Below are 4374 nucleotides of genomic sequence, written 5' to 3' on the forward strand. Positions count from 1 at the left end.
GAGGAAGCCCGCGCCCGTACCGCGACCACCGTCCGCGTGCCGCGACGTCCACCGCGTCCGGCACCCGACCCGCGAGCGCGCCGAGCCGCCCCGACCACCCCGGTCCTCCCGGGACCGGGGCGCCGGCGCCCCGGCTCGCACCCCCACCCGACCCCGGCCCCGAGGCGACGAGACACAGTGATCGAGTACGAGAAGGACGGCGCCGCGATCTACCGCCAGTCCTTTGCCACCATCCGCGCCGAGACCGACCTCGACGGCCTGCCCGCCGACGTCGCACGGGTCGCGGTCCGCATGATCCACGCCTGCGGCATGACCGACCTGGTCCGCGACCTGGCCCACTCCTCCGACGTGGTGGCCCGGGCGCGCGCCGCGCTGAACGTCGGCGCGCCGATCCTCTGCGACGCCGAGATGGTCGCGGCGGGCGTCACCCGCCGCCGACTGCCCGCCGACAACGAGGTGATCTGCACCCTGCGGGACGCCCCCGTGCCGGGGCTCGCCTCCCTCATGGGCACCACCCGCAGCGCCGCCGCCCTCGACCTGTGGGGAGACCGGCTGGACGGCGCCGTCGTCGCCATCGGCAACGCCCCCACCGCGCTGTTCCGGCTGCTGGAGATGATCGGCGACGGCGCGCCGCGCCCGGCCGCCGTCATCGGCGTACCGGTCGGCTTCATCGGCGCCGCCGAGTCCAAGGACGCCCTGGTCGAGCACCCGGCCCGACTGGAGCACCTGGTGGTGCGCGGCCGGCGCGGCGGCAGCGCCATGGCTGCGGCGGCGATCAACGCGATCGCGAGCGAGGAGGAGTGAGCGTGCCGACCGACGGGGGAACCACCGGGAACGACGCCGTCCCCGGGAGCGGGGGTGCCACCGGCACCGGCCGACTGTACGGCGTGGGCCTGGGCCCGGGCGACCCCTCCCTGCTGACGGTCCGGGCCGTCGAGGTGATCACCGACGCCGACGTGGTGGCGTACCACGGCGCGCGGAAGGGGCGCTCCATCGCCCGCTCCATCGCCGAACGGTACCTGCGCCCCGACCACGTCGAGGAGCCCCTGATCTACCCGGTCACCACCGGGACCACCGATCACCCGGGCGGTTACCGGGGGGCGATCGAGGAGTTCTACGAGGAGGCCGCCGAACGACTGGCCGGCCACCTCGCGGCGGGCCGCACCGTGGCCGTCCTCGCCGAGGGCGACCCGATGTTCTACGGCTCCTACATGCACATGCACAAGCGGCTGGCGCACCGCTTCCCCACCGAGGTGATCCCCGGCGTGACCTCGGTCGGCGCGGCGGCGGCCCGGCTGGGCACACCCCTGGTGGAGGGCGGGGAAACCCTCACCGTGCTGCCCGGCACCCTCCCGGAGGAGGAGCTGACGGCCCGCCTGGAGGCGGGTGACGCCGTCGCGATCATGAAGCTGGGCCGCACCTTCCCGGCCGTGCGACGGGCGCTGGAGGCCTCCGGGCGGCTGGCCGAGGCCCGGTACGTGGAGCGGGCCACCATGGAGGACGAGCGCACCGGGTTCCTCGTCGACGTGGACGCCGACTCGGTGCCGTACTTCTCGCTGGCGGTGCTGCCGAGCCGGGTGGGCGCGACGGACCCGGCCCCGGCGGGCGCGGCGACGGCGACGACGGGTGCGCGGGACGCGACGGACGCCACCGGCGCGCCGGACACGCCGGACACGCCGGACACGGCGGCCTCGGATCCGGCACCGCGCGGGCTGGTGGTCGTCGTCGGCCTCGGCCCGGCCGGCCCCCGCTGGCTGACCCCCGAGGCGCGCGGCGCCCTCGCCGACGCCGACGACCTGGTCGGCTACACCACCTACCTGGACCGCGTCCCGAGCCGCCCCGGCCAACGACGTCACCCCTCGGACAACAAGGTGGAGGCCGAACGCGCCGAGTTCGCCCTCGACCTCGCCCGCCGGGGCCGCCGGGTCGCCGTGGTCTCCTCCGGCGACCCGGGAGTGTTCGCCATGGCGAGCGCCGTGCTGGAGGTCGCCTGCCGCGACCCGTACACCGGGGTTCCGGTGCGGGTCGTGCCGGGCATGACGGCCGCGCAGGCCGCCGCCTCCCGGGTGGGCGCCCCGCTGGGCCACGACTACGCGGTGATCTCCCTCTCCGACCGGCTCAAGCCGTGGGAGGTGATCGAGGAGCGGCTGCGCGCGGCGGCCGGCGCGGACCTGGCGCTGGCGCTGTACAACCCCGGTTCGCGGTCCCGCACCTGGCAGGTCGGCAAGGCCCGCGAGGTGCTGCTGGAACACCGGGCCCCCGACACGCCCGTGGTGCTGGCCCGGGACGTGGGCGGACCGGGGGAACGGGTGCGCACCGTGCGCCTGACCGACCTGGACCCGGCGGACGTGGACATGCGCACGATCCTGCTGGTCGGCTCCTCGCTGACCACGCTCGTCCCCCGCCCCGGCGGCGACGCCGTGCACACCCCGCGCCGTTACCCGTCCCGCTGATCGACCCGCCGACCGGAGTCCCGGCACGGCCCCGATGGGGTCGCGCCGGGACGTCGCACGGCGTGCCTGTCCCGGCGCCCCCGGAGGGCGGCCCTACCGTGCCGGACACGGGTCGGACGGCCCGTATTCACCCCGGAACGTCTGGAGAGCCGTGCGCGCGCTGGTCCTCAACTGCACCCTGAAGCCCTCCCCCGAACCGTCGAACACCGAGCGTCTCGCCGAGGTCGTGAGCGAGGCCCTGCGGGAGAGGGACGTGGAGGTCACCGGTCTCCGCCTGGCCGACCTCCACATCCCGCCCGGAATCGGGACGGACCTCGGCGGGGACGACCGGTGGCCGGAGGTCCACGAACGACTGGTGAACTCGGAGGTCCTCGTGGTGGCCACCCCCACCTGGGTGGGTCACCCCTCCTCCATCGCCCAGCGGATGCTGGAGCGGATGAACATGATGATGAGCGAGACCGACGAGGAGGAACGCCCCGTCGCGTTCAACCGCGTCGCCGGTGTGGTGGTGACCGGCAACGAGGACGGCGCCCACCACGTGATCTCGGAGATCGCCGGTGGCCTCATCGACATCGGCTACACCATCCCCGGCCAGGCGTGGACCTACTGGAACCGGGGCCCGGGCCCCGGCCCGAGCTACTCGGACACCGACGAGGGGCACGAGTGGTCCGCCTCCACGGGGCGCGCGATGGCGGCCAACCTGCACGCCGTCGCCCGGGCCCTGGCCGCCAACCCGATCGGCCCCCCGCCGTCCTGAGCACCGGGCTCCGGGCGGGGACGTGGCCGGGGGCCCCGGTGGTTCACGGCTCCTCTCCCCCCGCCCGGGGCGGCTCCGGCCCGTTATGCTCGCGAAGCCGGCCGCCGCCCGCCGAATCACCTGATGAGGGCCCCGGGAAGGCTCCCGATCCGCTGCTCGGCCACGGGCAGGCCCTCGAGGGAGAGGGCCTACCGATGTGGCGGTACCGAGCCGGTACTCACGGAAATCCCCGCGAGGAAATCCACCCATTCCGGTGAATCCCGCAGTTGACGCACAGCCCTGTGAATCGCCTCATTGACAGCCGCCCGGGTAACGGTCCTCGCGGTGGTATCACGCCCGGCGCGCTGCGCTGCCGCAAGCTCCCGGAAGCCGAATTCGATGATGCGTGCGGCCACGGCATCCGTCGCGCTGTGCAGGGCGGGGCTCTCCGCGTCGTCTCCCGCCTCCGGCGGGCCGGCGGCGATGGCTTGGTGCACCTGTACGGGCCCCGCCCACTGCCGGAAGCGCGGGTACCGACCCGCCTGTTCCACGAGGTGATCGACCAACTCGCGTCCCGTGGTGGACGGGGGAAGGCCGTACCTGCGGACGAACGGCTGAACGCGCTCGGCCGGCTTGTCGATGTTCACCAGGTCTCGGCGCACGGCGTCGGCGATCACCCCACCGACGTGACCGCCATCGGCTTTCGCCTTCAGGAGATCGACGACGGTGCGCTCCACGGTGGTCACCGGCAGCCCGTCGACGACGGTGATGTCCGCCGTGTCGAGCCGAGCGGTGCGCAGGTGGACGAACGGCTCAACCGTGGTGTGCCGGCGGGGCACGCTGATCTCCACGCCGGAAGCCGGAATGTCGCCGAGGTCGTGCAGTCGACAGGCCGACCCCGGTCAGACGCTTGAGTTGAACGGCATTGAGACCGAGCTTCTTGGCCCGGGCAGCGGTGACCGGACCCCACTGGTCGGCGGCGACGCCGAAAAGGATGATCACCTGCTCGGTGCGGTCCACACCGACATGGCGACACACGCGTGCAGAGATGGTTACACCCAAGAGGTAATGAACTCTGCTCCGAACACGGACCGCACCGGGATGGGCGAGTCGCTCGACGGGCCGCGGACTCCACACTCGGCAGCACCGAGTGCGGGGCCGGGGGCGAACCTCGGCCCCATACTC

Annotated in this window: 5 protein-coding genes; 4 read left to right on the plus strand and 1 reads right to left on the minus strand. The window is 74.0% G+C overall.

Translation table 11 applies throughout. From position 1 onward, the window contains the following. Positions 1-177 precede the first annotated feature (177 nt). The 3 genes from FNQ90_RS13960 (at position 178) to FNQ90_RS13970 (ending at position 3210) form a co-directional block, all read left to right on the plus strand. On the plus strand, positions 178-804 hold the full coding sequence (locus FNQ90_RS13960; RefSeq protein WP_182606679.1) for a precorrin-8X methylmutase: 627 nt from the start codon (positions 178-180) through the stop codon (positions 802-804). 83 nt (positions 805-887) lie between these two features. Then, positions 888-2453, plus strand: a complete 1566-nt coding sequence (gene cobJ, locus FNQ90_RS13965) for a precorrin-3B C(17)-methyltransferase (RefSeq protein WP_407699364.1) — start codon at positions 888-890, stop codon at positions 2451-2453. Between the two features lie 151 nt (positions 2454-2604). Next, a complete protein-coding gene (locus tag FNQ90_RS13970; RefSeq protein ID WP_182606681.1) occupies positions 2605-3210 on the plus strand; it encodes a flavodoxin family protein in 606 nt (201 codons plus the stop codon). A 188-nt stretch (positions 3211-3398) separates the two neighbouring features. Here the strand turns inward: FNQ90_RS13970 and FNQ90_RS13975 are convergent, their stop codons facing one another. Then, positions 3399-3926, minus strand: coding sequence for a hypothetical protein (locus FNQ90_RS13975; protein WP_228471156.1), 528 nt, complete (start codon positions 3924-3926; stop codon positions 3399-3401). Here FNQ90_RS13975 and FNQ90_RS27405 point away from each other — a divergent pair. Further along, positions 3916-4374: hypothetical protein (locus tag FNQ90_RS27405; RefSeq protein ID WP_228471158.1), on the plus strand; the 459-nt coding region annotated here is incomplete at its 3' end. The genes FNQ90_RS13975 and FNQ90_RS27405 overlap by 11 nt on opposite strands.

It is taken from the genome of Streptomyces alkaliphilus (assembly GCF_014141535.1).
Lineage (GTDB): Bacteria > Actinomycetota > Actinomycetes > Streptomycetales > Streptomycetaceae > Streptomyces > Streptomyces alkaliphilus.